This window comes from Halopseudomonas pertucinogena (assembly GCF_014646575.1).
GTDB lineage: Bacteria > Pseudomonadota > Gammaproteobacteria > Pseudomonadales > Pseudomonadaceae > Halopseudomonas > Halopseudomonas pertucinogena.
The window spans coordinates 797,683-811,424 of the sequence record NZ_BMNN01000001.1 but is presented as its reverse complement, the minus strand read 5'-3'; the positions used below and the strand labels follow the sequence as shown (position 1 = coordinate 811,424).

The 13,742-nt window shown below is 63.7% G+C and carries 10 protein-coding genes and 2 tRNA genes; 5 read left to right on the top strand and 7 right to left on the bottom strand.

The window, feature by feature from the left end:
- Window positions 1–28 precede the first annotated feature (28 nt).
- From IEW63_RS03805 to IEW63_RS03795, 3 genes are all read left to right on the top strand, one after another.
- The gene (locus IEW63_RS03805; protein WP_188635232.1) at window positions 29–1,312 is read left to right on the top strand and encodes an NAD(P)/FAD-dependent oxidoreductase; all 1,284 of its coding nucleotides are present in this window, start codon (window positions 29–31) and stop codon (window positions 1,310–1,312) included.
- A 135-nt stretch (window positions 1,313–1,447) separates the two neighbouring features.
- Window positions 1,448–1,819 (top strand): PA2779 family protein, encoded by a 372-nt coding sequence (locus IEW63_RS03800; protein WP_229710344.1) that lies wholly within the window; start codon window positions 1,448–1,450, stop codon window positions 1,817–1,819.
- Between the two features lie 3 nt (window positions 1,820–1,822).
- Window positions 1,823–2,746, top strand: coding sequence for a PA2778 family cysteine peptidase (locus IEW63_RS03795; protein WP_188635230.1), 924 nt, complete (start codon window positions 1,823–1,825; stop codon window positions 2,744–2,746).
- Window positions 2,747–2,751: 5 nt separating this feature from the next.
- Here the strand turns inward: IEW63_RS03795 and IEW63_RS03790 are convergent, their stop codons facing one another.
- Together IEW63_RS03790 and IEW63_RS03785 are read right to left on the bottom strand one after the other, a co-directional pair.
- Window positions 2,752–3,408 carry a glutathione S-transferase family protein gene (locus IEW63_RS03790; RefSeq protein ID WP_188635229.1) on the bottom strand — a complete coding sequence of 219 codons (657 nt, stop codon included), beginning with the start codon at window positions 3,406–3,408 and terminating at the stop codon, window positions 2,752–2,754.
- A gap of 23 nt (window positions 3,409–3,431) precedes the next feature.
- Window positions 3,432–4,196 carry a hypothetical protein gene (locus tag IEW63_RS03785; RefSeq protein ID WP_188635228.1) on the bottom strand — a complete coding sequence of 255 codons (765 nt, stop codon included), beginning with the start codon at window positions 4,194–4,196 and terminating at the stop codon, window positions 3,432–3,434.
- Window positions 4,197–4,522: 326 nt separating this feature from the next.
- On the opposite strand from IEW63_RS03785, the gene IEW63_RS03780 reads away from it, so the two are divergent.
- A tRNA-Glu gene (locus IEW63_RS03780) sits at window positions 4,523–4,598 on the top strand.
- 16 nt (window positions 4,599–4,614) lie between these two features.
- Window positions 4,615–4,690 (top strand) — tRNA-Gly (locus tag IEW63_RS03775).
- A 120-nt stretch (window positions 4,691–4,810) separates the two neighbouring features.
- Here the strand turns inward: IEW63_RS03775 and IEW63_RS03770 are convergent.
- Genes IEW63_RS03770 through IEW63_RS03750 form a run of 5 tightly spaced genes read right to left on the bottom strand, consistent with a single transcriptional unit; the run spans window position 4,811 to window position 13,505 of the window.
- Window positions 4,811–6,169, bottom strand: a complete 1,359-nt coding sequence (locus IEW63_RS03770) for an MBL fold metallo-hydrolase RNA specificity domain-containing protein (protein WP_444542577.1) — start codon at window positions 6,167–6,169, stop codon at window positions 4,811–4,813.
- A 5-nt stretch (window positions 6,170–6,174) separates the two neighbouring features.
- Window positions 6,175–8,511 carry a phosphoketolase family protein gene (locus IEW63_RS03765; RefSeq protein WP_188635227.1) on the bottom strand — a complete coding sequence of 779 codons (2,337 nt, stop codon included), beginning with the start codon at window positions 8,509–8,511 and terminating at the stop codon, window positions 6,175–6,177.
- A 39-nt stretch (window positions 8,512–8,550) separates the two neighbouring features.
- Window positions 8,551–9,675 (bottom strand): ABC transporter permease, encoded by a 1,125-nt coding sequence (locus tag IEW63_RS03760; RefSeq protein ID WP_444542576.1) that lies wholly within the window; start codon window positions 9,673–9,675, stop codon window positions 8,551–8,553.
- 7 nt (window positions 9,676–9,682) lie between these two features.
- Window positions 9,683–12,418 carry a ribosome-associated ATPase/putative transporter RbbA gene (gene rbbA / locus IEW63_RS03755; RefSeq protein WP_188635225.1) on the bottom strand — a complete coding sequence of 912 codons (2,736 nt, stop codon included), beginning with the start codon at window positions 12,416–12,418 and terminating at the stop codon, window positions 9,683–9,685.
- On the bottom strand, window positions 12,405–13,505 hold the full coding sequence (locus IEW63_RS03750) for an HlyD family secretion protein (protein ID WP_188635224.1): 1,101 nt from the start codon (window positions 13,503–13,505) through the stop codon (window positions 12,405–12,407). Before IEW63_RS03750 ends, rbbA begins: the two co-directional genes overlap by 14 nt.
- Window positions 13,506–13,742: the final 237 nt, after the last annotated feature.

The window sequence follows — 13,742 nt, the reverse complement described above, 5'->3', positions numbered from 1 at the left end:
GGAAAAATAAATATCCGAGGTGCGCCGCATGAGCCGTACACCCTATCCACCGTCCTATTACGCCGCCTCGGCCAATCCGGCGCCGGACCGACCGCCCCTGCAGGGTGCCGTTGAAACCGACGTGTGCGTGATCGGCGCCGGCTATACCGGCATCTCGGCCGCGCTGTTTCTGCTTGAACAGGGCTACCGTGTCACCGTGCTGGAAGCAGCAAAGGTGGGATTCGGAGCTTCCGGTCGCAACGGTGGCCAGATGGTCAACAGTTACAGCCGGGACCTGGACGTGGTCGAGAAACAGGTCGGGCCGGAGCAGGCACGGCTGCTCGGTGAGATGGCATTCGAAGGGGGGCGTATCATCCGCGAGCGGATACAGCGCTATGGCATCCGCTGCGACCTGAAGGATGGCGGTGTCTTTGCTGCGGTAACCGCTAAGCAGCTGGCACAACTGGAGCAACAGAAAAAGCTGTGGGAGCGTTATGGCTACCACCAGCTGGAGCTGCTGGATACCGACGCCATGCGTGGGGTGGTGAACACCGAGCTGTATGCCGGAGGCATGCTTGACCGGGGCAGCGGGCACATCCATCCGCTGAACCTGGTACTGGGCGAGGCCGATGCGGTGGAGTCGCTGGGCGGCGTGATCCATGAGCAGTCAGCCGTGCTGCAGGTGGAACAGGGAGAACACCCAGTGGTTCGCACGGTACAGGGCCAGGTGAGGGCCAGGTTCGTGGTGGTGGCCGGCAATGCCTACCTTGGTGACCTGCTGCCGCCGCTGGCGGCCAGATCCATGCCCTGCGGAACCCAGGTGGTCGCCACCGCGCCGCTGGGCGAGGAACTGGCTCATTCGCTGCTGCCGCAGGATTACTGCGTCGAAGACTGCAACTACCTGCTGGATTACTATCGTCTGTCTGCGGACAAGCGACTGATCTTCGGCGGCGGCGTGGTCTATGGCGCCCGCGACCCGGCCGATATCGAGGCACTCATCCGGCCCAACCTGGTGCGTACCTTCCCCCAGCTGCGCGAGGTGCAGATCGACTACGCCTGGACTGGCAACTTCCTCCTGACATTGTCCCGTCTGCCGCAGCTCGGACGCCTCGGCAGCAACATCTACTACTCCCAGGGGTGCAGCGGTCACGGGGTTACCTTCACACATGTCGCCGGCAGGGTGCTGGCCGAGGCCATCCGCGGCCAGGCGGAGCGCTTCGATGCTTTCGCTGCGCTCCCCCACTACCCCTTCCCCGGTGGACGGCTGTTGCGGGTCCCGCTGACAGCGCTGGGAGCCTGGTATTACCAGCTGCGAGACCGCCTCGGCTGGTAAACAGGGAACCCGACCGGAACCCGAGCGGTCACAGCGGTGTCAACGTTGTAGCTGGACAACAACACCAACCTCGGATTCAACCAGGAGTCTCCCATGAACCAAACATCCACCGTCAGACGCTACCTGTCCCTCTTCATGGCTGCGCTGTTCATGTTCACCAGCATGGTGAGCCTGCATGCCCAGGCCTCCCAGGCTGCCATGACCGCCACTCATGAAGTGATTGCCCAGGAACAACTCAGCGTTGACCGCGACCAGCTCAAGGCGATGCTGGACGACGAAGCCGTGCAGGACAAGCTGGCCAGCATGGGGGTCTCTCCCGAGCAGGTTGAGCAGCGCATCAACAGCCTCACCGCTGAAGAGCTGGCGCACTTCAACGCCCAGCTGGATGAAGCACCCGCAGCCGCCGGGGTTGTTGGCGTGATCGTGCTGTTTCTGGTGATCTTCATCATCACTGACATGCTCTGCGCCACCAACATCTTCCGCTTCGTGAACTGCATCAACCGCTGATCAGTGGTTCTTTCCCGACTGATCGCCCTGCTCGGCCTGCTGGCATTGCTGGCGGGCTGCGCAGGGCGCGCTCCCACCCTCCCCAGTGCCACCGACCTGGCTCACCTGCCGGCTTTCCAGCTTGTCGAGGGTGTCCCCTTTCATCCCCAGGATGCCTACCAGTGTGGTCCGGCCTCCCTGGCCATGATGCTCAATCATCAGGATATCCCTGCCACCCCCGAGCTGCTGAAGGACCGGATATATCTGCCGGAGCGCAAGGGTACCCTGCAGGTGGAGATGATTTCGGCGGCGCGCGAGCGTGACCTGCTGGTCTATCCGCTGGAAAAGGATCTGGCAGCGCTGCTCACCGAACTGGATGCCGGAAACCCGGTGCTGGTGATGCAGAACCTGGCGTTCAACTGGTATCCGATGTGGCACTATGCAGTGGTGATCGGCTACGACCTGAACGCCCGGGAAATGATCGTCCACAGCGGACTGAACGAGGCCCAGCGCGAACCCTTCGCAGCGTTCATGCGCAGCTGGAGCCGTGCGGATTACTGGGCGAGAGTCATGCTTCCCCCAGGAGAGTTACCAGCGACCGCAGCTCCCCTGCCCTATCTGCGGGCCGCCAGTGACCTGGAGCAGACCGGCCGTCTTCAAAGCGCCAGCCGCGCCTATCAGAGCGCCATGCAAAAATGGCCGGACCAGCCAACCGCGCGCTTCGGACTGGCCAATACCCAATGGGCGATGAACCAGCGGGACGCGGCTATCAGGCAGTTTCAGCAACTGGTCAATGAATTTCCGGACTTCCAGGCCGGCTGGAACAATCTGGCCACCGGTCTGGAGATACTCGGCTGTGACAGCGAGGCCGCAAAGGCCCGCAGTTGCGCTGATGGATCCGTCGATAAGGCGCAGTGCCGCGACCTGCGCTGCCCCGCCATCAGATAGGAACGTCAGACCCTTCCTGTCAGCCGCGCCACCAGCTGGTGCTCGGCCGGCAGCAGACTGCTCACACTACTGCGGGCGCTGACCCGGCTCAACAGCGATGACAGGTTTGGCCAGGCCAGCTCGTCGATCAGCTCGCCCGCGTGGGCCAGATTGATCAACTGGGAGCAGACAGCTATGTCAGCCATGCTGAACTGCTCGCCCAGGAAGAAATGCCGGTCACCCAGCTGGGCCTCCAGATAGTCGAACAGCTTCGGCAGCTCCTGCAGCGCCCGGTCCACCGCCACGTCGTCACACTGCCCGCCGGTCACCGGCTTCAGCACCCGATTGATGAATACCGTATGGGTGGCCAGTGGACCGATCTCGTAATCAGCGTACTTCTCAAGCCAGCGCACTCTCGCGGCCTCGGCAGGCGTCTGACCATACATCGGCGCCCCGCCGCGGGTTTCCTGGAGGTACTGGCCGATGACGCCGGAATCGGCCAGCGTCAGGTCACCATCCCGGATGGCAGGGATGCGGCCGAGCGGGCTTATCTCGAAATACCAATCCGGCTGATTGAATGGCGCCTGCTCCACCAGTTCGTGGGGTATGGATTGCTCCGCCAGCTGAATGCGGATCTTGCGTACGTAAGGCGAAAGGATTGCGCCATACAAGGTCAGGGACATGTCTGACTCCATCGGGGGTGTTTTCAGTCATCGTACAGGGCTTTCTTGCGCCATGCCTGGTCGTCCTCTTCCAGAGCCTGCACCCCCTCGCTCAGCTCGGTTCCGGGTACACCCTGTTCCATACGCGTGGCCGTCTGCTCGGCCTGAAGCAACAGATGACGGAAAACGGCCAGCTGGTCCGCGTTGGCACTGTCGGGGTGCTTGGTCAGGTAGGCCACCGCCCGCTCGTACTGCAGCTTGGCGACCCGGGGCTTGCCTTCGCGCATGGCCGCCTCCGCCAGGGAGCGGTACATGTTCAGCGTCGTCTCCGTCTGATGGAGCCGAATCTGCCGGGTCCAGCGCAGGAACGTCTGATCGTCCAGCCGCTTTTCCGCCCGGGCCTGATCAAGCAGTTGCAGCAGATCGGCCAGCTGACGCCGGACGTTCTGCGCAGCGGCCTCATCACCGATAGCCAGCGGTGCATTGCGTACCTGCGGCTCACCCTTGCCCTGCTGCTGCCGCGCCTCCTTCAGCTGGTCCGCATAGCGGCCATTGCGCGGATCGAGGCGGACCAGCCGTTCGAGCAGACTCACTTCCTCTTCCAGCAACAGGCCCTTCAGCTCGGGACTCATGTACTGCCCCGGCAGACCGTTGCTGACGGCATGACAGTGATTCCAGCGTGCCTGCAGCTCCGCCAGGGTCCGCGCCCTCTCGAGCCGGGCACGTTCCATCGCCTGGCTGAAGAAGCCTATCCCCAGAACGATCACCAGCCCCGCGACAACCAGGGCCACAATTAGCGTCGTGGACACGAAGTCTCTCCTTTGAATGATGTATGTCGTTATGCCACAACATACCGGCCAACTCAATTGATGCCTGACTGCAGCAAGACACTAGGGCCCCTGTCGCCGGTTCGGCTGCGTTCTGTGGAGAGCCCGTGCTAAAGCCTTCGCCGGAAAATGGCCTGCAGGCCGCGGATTTCGCGGAAAGCGAAAAAAACCTGAAAAAATATTGGCTTGAGGGGTTGACGCCCCCCATCCCCATGCCTAAAATGCGCGCCACTTGCAGCAAACAACGCACAGCGAAGTAAGCGGCAAGTAGCCAGGGTTAACACCCAGGCACTGTGAAGACCGGATACGTCCCCTTCGTCTAGTGGCCTAGGACACCGCCCTTTCACGGCGGTAACAGGGGTTCGAGTCCCCTAGGGGACGCCACTTCGGCGTCAGATTTGCGGGAATAGCTCAGTTGGTAGAGCGCAACCTTGCCAAGGTTGAGGTCGCGAGTTCGAGCCTCGTTTCCCGCTCCAGATAAACAAAAAGCCCAGACCTCGGTCTGGGCTTTTTGTTTTGCGCGGGATTCAGACAGTCCTCCCCCCTCTCGTCATTCTCGCGCACGCGGGGAATGACGATGTGTGTAAAAGCCCCGGTTAATCCAGCTCCTGCACCTGATCCTGCAATGGCACCGAGACCGACCAGCCCAGCTCGCGAATAATGCGCTCACGCAGCGCCTCCGACGCATCCGGCTCGCCATGCACGATGAACACATGCCTGGGTGGCCGCTCGAAGTTCGAAAGCCATTGCATCAGCTCATCACAGTCGGCATGCGCCGAGAGCATGGGCAATTCGGTGACTTCGGCGTTGACCGGGATCCATTGACCATAGATCTTCACCTCACGGGCGCCCTGCAGCAGTTTGCGGCCGCGGGTGCCGGCGGCCTGGAAGCCGGAAAACAGCAGCGTGTTGCGGTGGTCAACACCGAAGGCGGCGATGTGATGCAGTACCCGTCCGCCGGTGGCCATGCCGCTGGCGGAGATGATCACCTTGGGGTAGCGGTTGGCGGTCAGCGCCTTGGATTCTTCAACATCGCGTACATAAGTGACGCTGTTACAGGCGGCCGCGCATTCGTCGTAGGTCAGCTTGTGATCCGGCTGGTGACGGTGCAGCAGCTCGGTGGCGCTGGTGGCCATGGGGCTGTCGAGAAACACCGGGATGCCTTTCAGGCGTCCGCTCTGACGCAACCGCCACAGGGCATAGATAAGCGACTGGGCTCGGCCCACGGCAAACGACGGGATGACCACGGTGCCGCCGCGCTGGACGGTGCGCTCGATCACCGTGGCCAGGGCTTCCAGTGAGTCGGAGCGATCATGCTGGCGGTTGCCGTAGGTCGATTCAATGACGATGTAGTCTGCCTCGGTAACCGGCTCGGGATCATGCATGACGCTATCACCATAACGCCCCAGGTCCCCCGAAAAAACGACCCGCTTGCCGCCGATATCCACCTGCACCGTGGCCGCGCCGAGAATGTGCCCGGCCCGGCGCATCCGCAGCTGCGCGCCGCCGGGCAGTTCCACTGCCTTGTGCCAGGGTGCGATGCGGAAGTGCCTGAGGGTACGCTCGGCATCCTTCACCCGGTACAGGGGGAGCGCCGGCTTGTGCTTGGAAAAGCCCTTGCGATTGGCGAACTCGGCGTCCTTTTCCTGCAGCCAGGCGCTGTCCAGCAAGATGAGCTCGGCCACGTCCCGGCTGGCCGCCGTGGCGTAGATCTCGCCGTCAAAACCATCCAGCACCAGTCTTGGCAAATAGCCGCAGTGGTCAAGGTGCGCGTGGGTCAGCACCACGGCATCTATGGTATCCGGCGCTACTGCCAGCCGTCGCCAGTTCAGCTCACGCAGGTTCTTCATACCCTGGAACAGGCCGCAGTCGATGAGGATGCGGGTGTCGCCGTGGGTCAGCAGGTGTTTGGAGCCGGTAACGGTACCGGCTCCACCCAGACAGGTCAGGGTCAGCATCGTCATTCACCCCCAAGGTTGGCATAGTCACTCAGATCCGACAGCTCCCAACCGGTCACCACGGCGGCGGCGCGGATGGCATCGACCCAGGTACAGCGGTTGGCGCGCAGCATGCCCGGTACATCCAGGGTGCCGCCACGGCTGATATAACCCAGCGCCCGGGTTCTGGCCAGACCACTGTCGATGCGACGCAATATGCCGAGCATGGGCTCGGGGCGGGTGTGAGTAAGGATGACCCGGGGCAGGCCGGGCGGGAACAGCCAATTCAGGGTCGCATCATCCACTACGAAGGCGCTTTCCAGCTCGTCCCGCGGGATGCGCAGCCGGCCCGGCTCGATGATCACGGTGACACAAACGGCATGTCCGGCGCGCTCAAGTGCAGCCTGGGCCTTGAGCGCTTCCTCCAGCTGGTAGGCGCCGATGGCAATCAACTGCAGGTCGGCACTGGCCGGATCGCCCAGCACATGGGCCGCGCCCTGCTCGACCAGCGCCTCGGCCTGGGGCCCGTCCAGATACTGCTGCACATCGCGCTTGGACACCACCACGCAGGCCAGTTGTCCGCGACCGGCATACACCGAGCGCATGGCCGCCACTGTGGTATTGCCGCCCACCGGGAACAGCACGCGCACGGTGTCGGACATCTCTCCCAGCAGCGCCTCGCCCATGGTCGGGTCCTGATGGGACTGCTCATTCTTGGAGTTCTCCCAGGTATGGGAGGTGACGATAAGGGGTACCGGTAGCCAGGCCGGCTGCTGGCCCAGTTCCTTCTGGCGGCGTACAAAGATGGCTTCCTGTCGCATCAGGCCGAGCATCTTCACGGCAAAGGCTTCATAACTGACGATCAGGTTGAGCCCGGCCTTGTTGGCCAGCGCTGCGGCCGCCACGGCCTCTTCATTGAGGGCGGTAATGACGGCGCCGTGCAGGTCCTCATGAACGCCCGGTTCCGGATCGTTGACCCGGTGCTTGAGCAGAGCCAGGGTCTCGCCCATCTTGTTACTGGCCAGCTCGTCCGGGTTGCCGACGCGAACGCGCAACGCGGGGTTGGCCTTGACCAGCTCGACGAACCAGTTATCCAGTACACCCATGGCGCTGTTTTCAGTGCCCACGGGCTGCCACTTCGGCTCTGGCAGACTGGGCGCGGGCGGCTGGCGATGCACCAGCGGGTTCTGGCTTTCCAGCGACCTGCCCTGCTGCTGATGATTGGTCAGCGTAGCCAGTGACTGCTCCAGCTCGACACGGGGCACATACAGCGCCTGGGCGCTGGTATTGAACAGCTCCCGGGCAATCACGTCCTTGAAGGGATTGGTCACCAGCGGCAGGTTATGTGCAGCGTTGGTCCCGGCGCCGGGGAAACCGAAACCCTTCTCGGTCTCGGCGATGATGTAGGGCAAGGCCGCCGGATAACGACGCTGTGGGTCATCGGCAAAGGTCTGCAGCTTGTCTTCGGCCATGATAATGGCCCAGGCAAAGGCGGCGGGATCGCGACCGTCGATGATCACCGGGTCGAAGCCATTGTGCCGCTGATCTTCGGCCAGCCATTGGGCGCCGCCTTCCTGCACTATCTGGGTGCGCTGCTCGATGCGCCGACCGTTGAGAATCATCACCGGAATCGCCATCCCGCTGTCCTCGGCACGCCACCAGCGCGGCGCCCAGTCCGAGCCACGCTGCTCCTCGAAGGCGCCATCACTTAAAAAGGCCACCAGACTTTCGCCGGGGAGCGGCATATGAATGTACTGCAGCTCGGCAAAGCCCAGATAGCCGCCCTCGGAGATGGCACCGGCGGTGTTCGGGCCGGCGTGGCTGCCCAGCGGCGCGGCGGGCAGGCCGGTGTCGTCGGTCGCGTAGGAGTAGAAGTCCTGGCACAACTGCGCCAGCCCGGCCGCGCTGCGGTCATAGCGGCCCTGCTGGGCGGACGATACATCGCCGGTCAGGGCGTTGACTGCCTCGATGGCCGCTACGCAATGCCCCTGTCCCATCAGCCAGGCCCGGGTCTTGCCGGTCAGGGCGTTGGCCAGCAGATAACCGACAAAGGCCGGCACCATGTTCAGCGCACCGCCGGTATGCCCTTCGGGAACAGGCTTGAAGTCCTCAGCGGCCAGCGGCTTGCCGTCCAGGTCGATGCGCTGGGCGTAGGTCATGTGCGCCACCACATTCATGCCGGCGCAGGTCAGCCGATCGGCGGCGGCGAGCATGGCGTGGAACTGCTCGGCATTCGCCACCCGACCGTCGCCGGTCAGTTTTTCGCACAGAGCGGCGATTCGCTCGCGGGTGTCCTCGCGGTGCTTGATCGGTCCGTAGCCTGCCAGCCAGTGACTCTGTGCGTTCTTGATAGTGTCCATTCTCTTACTCCTTGTAAGTTCAACTGGGGCCAGCTGAACTCAGGCCATGCTGTGGATGGTCTTTCTGAAGCGCAGCAAGGAAGCGCCGAACAGCGCACTGCCTATCACCATCAGCGCCAGAAAGTTGGGCCATACGGTTTCCAGCCCGGCGCCGCGGTAGAGGATCGCCTGGCCGAGTTCGACGAAGTGGGTGGTCGGGGCTGCCAGCATGATGTTCTGGACCAGCTCCGGCATGCTTTCGCGCGGTGTGCTGCCGCCGGAGAGCATCTGCAACGGCATGATGGTCAACATCATCAACATACCGAACTGCGGCATGTTGCGCGCCAGGGTAGCGAGGAAGATACCCATCGAGGTGGTGGCGAACAGGCAGAGCACCACTCCGATGAAAAACAGCGGCAGTGAGCCCGCTATGGGTACCTGAAGCCAGCCGCGCACCACCAGGTTGAGTGACACGGCAGCGGCCACCAGCACCACCAGTCCCGTGGACCAGATCTTGGCCAGCATGATTTCACCGGGGGTCACTGGCATCACCAGCAGATGCTCGATGGTGCCGTGTTCCCGTTCGCGGATCAGCGCTGCCCCGGCCAGTACGATGGAGAGCATGGTGATGTAGTTGATCACTTGCATCAGGCTACCGAACCAGGCCCGTTCCAGTGCCGGGTTGAAGCGTGCGCGCAGGACCAGCTCGACCGGTACCTGGGCCGAGCCCTGGTACCGCTGGACGAAGGCGTTGATTTCGCCCATGACGATCTGTTGCACCGCCCCGCTGCCGGTAAACGCTTGGCTCATGCGCGTGGCGTCCACGTTCAGTTGCAGATCCGGGCTGCGCCCGGCCAGCACATCACGCTGGAAGCTCTGGGGTATGTACAGGGCAAAGGTATGCTGGCCCGAGTCCATGCCGGAGTCCATCTGCCCCATGCTGATCATCTGCGGCGTGGTGAAGTTCGGCGGATAGAAGGCGGCTATGATCTGCCGCGACAGCGCCGAGTCGTCCTCGTCGACGATGGCGATGGGCGCGTGATTGAGGGTTTCCGGCATGGCCCTGGCGCCGGAAAACACCCCTACGGTGAATACGTAGGCGATCAGCACCAGCATCATGGGGTCGCGCCACAGGCTCCAGAGCTCCTTGACCCCGAGCCGGTAGATATTGGCCAGACTGCGCAAGCTCATCTCAGCGCTCCTGTTTCTTCAGCAACAGCACGGCCAGCCCCATGATCACCGGGACCGACGCCAGCATGGCCCAGTAAGCGCCCGCCAGATCACCCAGCCCCAGCGCTTTGCTGAATACCCCGCGGCTGATGTTGACCATGTAGGTGGCCGGGTACAGCTCGCCGATCACCCGACCAAAGCCCTCCAGCGAGGAGACCGGGTCGATCAGTCCGGAGAACGAGGTGGCGGGTACCATGGTGCCGATCATGGCGAAGAACATCGCGGCGATCTGGCTGCGGGTAACCGATGAAGCCAGCAGACCCATGCCGGTGGAAACGAAACTGAAGATCAGCGCGGCAAGGGTCAGGGCCAGGAAGCTGCCGGTGACCGGCACGCCGAAGACGGTCACCGCCAGCAGCATCATCAACAGATAGTTGAGCATCGCCAGCGCCACATAGGGCAGCTGCTTGCCCAGCAGGAACTCGCTGCGGGTCACCGGGGTGACATGGAAGTTGGTGATCGAGCCGGTTTCCTTCTCCCGCACCACCGCCAGCGCGGTGAGCATGGCCGGGATCATCAGCAGCAACAAGGGAATGATCGCCGGAACCATGGCCGGCAGGCTGCGCACGTCGGGGTTGTAGCGAAAGCGCGTCTGGATCTCCGCCGTCACCGGCAGCCTGCCCAGCCGCTGACTGATCTGTTCGCTGACCCAGTGCTGGTGCATCCCCTGCACATAACCCTGCAGGGTCTCGGCCCGTTGTGGCATGGCCCCGTCGACCCAGGCACCGATCTGCGCCTGACGTCCGGCCAGCAGATCCCGGGTAAAGCCGGACGGGATCTCGATGGCCAGCGAGACCTCGCCGCTGCGCATGCGCCTGTCCAGTTCGTCGTAATCGCGGATCGGCGGTTGCTCGATGAAGTAGCGCGAGCCGGACAGCTGCAGAGCATAGTCGCGACTCAGGGTGGTCTGGTCCCGGTCGAGCACGGCGTAACGCAGGTCCTCCACATCCATGCTGATGCCAAAGCCGATGACGAACATCAGCACGAGGGAGCCGGCCAGCGCCAGGGTGGCGCGGATCGGGTCGCGCTGCAATTCCAGCACTTCGCGCCACAGATAGCTGAACATGCGCTGCAGGCTGAATGCCTTGCGCCGGGGCGGCGCGGCCTGTGCCTGCTGCGACAGACCGGCGCCGGACTCGACCTGGGGCGCGTCCTGGGTACCGGCGCCCGCCTCGAGCAGATAGCCGATGAACGCCTCCTCCAGATTGGCCGCACCGCGCTTCTCTACCAGCCTGGCGGGCACGTCGCTATCCAGCACCTCGCCCGCATGCATCATCGACATGCGGTCACAGCGTTCGGCCTCGTTCATGAAGTGGGTAGACAGGAAGATGGTGACGCGATCCTTGCGCGACAGCTCTACCAGCAGTCGCCAGAAGGCATCCCGGGCCACCGGGTCGACGCCGGAGGTGGGCTCATCAAGGATCAGCAGTTCCGGCTTATGCACCATGGCCACCGCCAGCGACAGGCGCTGCCGCATGCCCAGCGGCATGTCCGGCGGCAGGCTGTCGGCGGCATCAGCCAGATCGAAGCGCTGGATCATTTCCTTCACCCGCCCGGGGATTTCGTCCTCTGGCACGGCAAAGAGTCGGGCATGCAGTACCAGGTTCTGCTGGACGGTCAGCTCGCTGTACAGGGAGAAAGCCTGAGTCATATAACCGACCCGACGGCGGGTCTCGATATCCTTCGGGCTGACCTCCTGGCCGAACAGCCAGGCCTGGCCTTCACTGGCCGGCAGCAGGCCGGTGAGCATCTTCATGGTGGTGGTCTTGCCGCAGCCGTTGGAGCCGAGGAAGCCGAAGATCTCGCCTCGGCGGATGCTGAAGCTGACATCCTTCACGGCGACAAAGTCGCCGAAGCGCAGCACCAGATTCTTCGCTTCGATGGCGATGTCGTTCTCATCGACATCCAGCGGCGGGATGGTCACCGGCGCGTGACCACGCTTGCGCTCCTGTGGCAGCAACGCCACGAAGGCGTCCTCCAGCGACGCAGTGGCGGTCTGCTCCATGAGTTCGGCCGGGGTGCCGGTGGCCAGTACCTGGCCGGCGTCCATGGCCACCAGCCAGTCAAAGCCCTGGGCTTCGTCCATATAGGCTGTGGCGACCACCACGCTCATACCAGGGCGCTGCTGGCGAATGCTGTCAATCAGCTCCCAGAACTGAGCCCGCGCCAGCGGGTCGACCCCAGTGGTCGGCTCATCGAGGATCAGAAGATCCGGATCGTGGATCAGCGAGCAGCACAGACCGAGCTTCTGTTTCATGCCGCCGGACAGCTTGCCGGCCGGCCGGGACAGGAAGGTATGCAGCCCGGTAGCCCGGGTCAGCTCATCAATACGCCGGCGCCGCTCCGCCGCATCGTGACCAAACAGCCGGGCAAAGAATTGCAGATTTTCTTCCACCGACAGCGTCGGGTACAGGTTGCGGCCCAGCCCCTGGGGCATATAGGCAATGCGCGGACAGACCTGATTGCGATGCTCGCGCTCGGCCATGTCGCCGCCCAGCACCTGCAGTTGGCCTGCCTGCAGGCGACGTGAGCCGGACAGCAGCGCCAGAAGACTGGATTTGCCGACGCCGTCCGGGCCGATCAGTCCGACCATGCAGCCGGCGGGCAGCGCCAGGTCGATGTGCGCCAGCGCGCGGGTCTTGCCGTAGCTGAGGCTGATGCCCTGCAGGCGGGCGACCGGATCCTTATTCACTGTCATGCGCGGCCATCAGGTCGGGATGCACCGCGAGGGATTCGGGCCACTCGGCGTCCGCATCCAGCTTGAGCCAGGCCACACCCGGTACACCGGTCTTGACCTGATCCAGGTAGCGCTGCAGCAATGCCGGTGGCAGTTGTGCGCGCACCCGGAACATCAGTTTTTCCCGCTCGCTGGCGGTCTCCACGGTCTTGGGGGTGAACTGGGCCTGGCTGGCGATAAAGGAAACCCGCGCCGGCACCACGTAATCCGGTGCTGCATCCAGTATCAGGCGGACTTCGCTGCCCAGGCCTACACGCCCGGCGGCGGCTTCCGGCACGAAGAAGGTCATGTATACATCCGACAGATCCAGCAAGTTCAGCACCCGGCCTCCGGCGCCCAGCACCTCGCCCGGCTGTGCCACCCGCACCTGCACACGCCCGTCCCGCGGAGCCTTGAGCTCGCTGTCAGCCAGGTCGGCATTGATACGGTTTATGCTGGCCTGCACCGCGCCGACCCGGGACTCTGCCCCGGTCTGCTGGGCCTTGGCCGCTTCCACGGCAGCCCGGGCGGCCAGCACCTGAGCCCTGGCTGCGGCCACCCCGGCCTCTGCGCTGCGCGCGCGGGCGCGGTCATCATCCCGCTCCTGACGGGACACCGCCCCGTCGATGGAGAGTTTTTCGGTGCGCTGCATGCGCCGCTGGGCGGAGTACAACTCGGCCTCGCGCTGCAGTACCACAGCTTCCATCGCCGCCACATCGCTTTCGCGCAGGGCAATCTGCGCCCGGGCAGCGGCTACGGCAAACTCCGCCTCGCGGTAGCCGGCCAACGCCTCCTCATGCTGCGCGGTAAGCGTATCCACCTGCATGCGCGCCAGCACCTGGCCTCTGGAAACGAAATCCCCTTCGCTTACCAGTACCTCATTCACCCGCCCCGGCAGCTTGGTGGCGATATCAATCTCCGTGGCCTCGATGCGGCCGTTGCCGACGACAAAGCCCTCACCGGGGCCCTGGTTCGCATGCTCGGACCAACCGTACCAGCCCAGCAACACGAGGATGCCAATGACCGCAGGAATCAACACGCGCTTGTTGGATAGAACGGAAGAGGCCATGTGCAGTGTCCTTGTAACGAGATGGGTGATTACTACTGCCAGTCTAGGCCAGGCGGCATGACACAGGGATGAGCCAGGTCAAACAATGGGTTGGGGGCAGTGCCGTGTTGTAGGCAAAGGCCCAGAACAGGTTCTGTCGAATGTTACTTATGGCGGCCCTGGACAGGGCGATGGCGTTCGATAGCCGGCCACTTGATCTGCGTCAGGCTGGCTGATAGCAGCTCAGCTAGGCTGGGA

What these genes read in the sequence shown, in the direction of transcription:
- IEW63_RS03805 (WP_188635232.1), top strand. Translation starts at nt 29, where the DNA reads ATGAGCCGTACACCCTATCCACCGTCCTATTACGCCGCCTCGGCCAAT.
- IEW63_RS03800 (WP_229710344.1), top strand. Translation starts at nt 1,448, where the DNA reads ATGGCTGCGCTGTTCATGTTCACCAGCATGGTGAGCCTGCATGCCCAG.
- IEW63_RS03790 (WP_188635229.1), bottom strand. Translation starts at nt 3,408, where the DNA reads ATGTCCCTGACCTTGTATGGCGCAATCCTTTCGCCTTACGTACGCAAG.
- IEW63_RS03765 (WP_188635227.1), bottom strand. Translation starts at nt 8,511, where the DNA reads ATGGACACTATCAAGAACGCACAGAGTCACTGGCTGGCAGGCTACGGA.
- rbbA (WP_188635225.1), bottom strand. Translation starts at nt 12,418, where the DNA reads ATGACAGTGAATAAGGATCCGGTCGCCCGCCTGCAGGGCATCAGCCTC.
- IEW63_RS03750 (WP_188635224.1), bottom strand. Translation starts at nt 13,505, where the DNA reads ATGGCCTCTTCCGTTCTATCCAACAAGCGCGTGTTGATTCCTGCGGTC.